General features: G+C 44.4%; 1 pseudogene. It reads right to left on the bottom strand.

What is annotated here, in order from left to right:
- Positions 1 to 349: pseudogene (locus A1232T_RS13215) on the bottom strand (RNA-guided endonuclease InsQ/TnpB family protein); the annotation flags it as partial.

Raw genomic sequence — 349 nt, forward strand, 5'->3', positions numbered from 1 at the left:
TCGACTAAAGATTTTAGCTGAGAGTATTTTGCCGTCAAAGCGCAAGGCTTCACGCATACGAACCCAACCTAGATTTGGTATGCGAATCTGTCTGCCTTTTTTACGAAACTGAGGGTATTTAGCCTCGCCCTTAAAGAAGCGCTTATAGGCATCGCCTAGCTGCATAATGGCCAGTTGTGGGGCGCATTTCGTCACCTCAAGCATGAATGGGTACTTATCACGCTTAATGGCGTTTAATTGTTTGCGTAGTTTGCCTTGGGTAGGCTTTAGTAATTTGCTTTCATCAACGTCAATACCAATAATGAGGCAAGCATCACGATAGGCTTTATCTTGAGCATACTGTCGTTGC

Source organism: Psychrobacter pasteurii, from assembly GCF_900162815.1.
Classification (GTDB): domain Bacteria; phylum Pseudomonadota; class Gammaproteobacteria; order Pseudomonadales; family Moraxellaceae; genus Psychrobacter; species Psychrobacter pasteurii.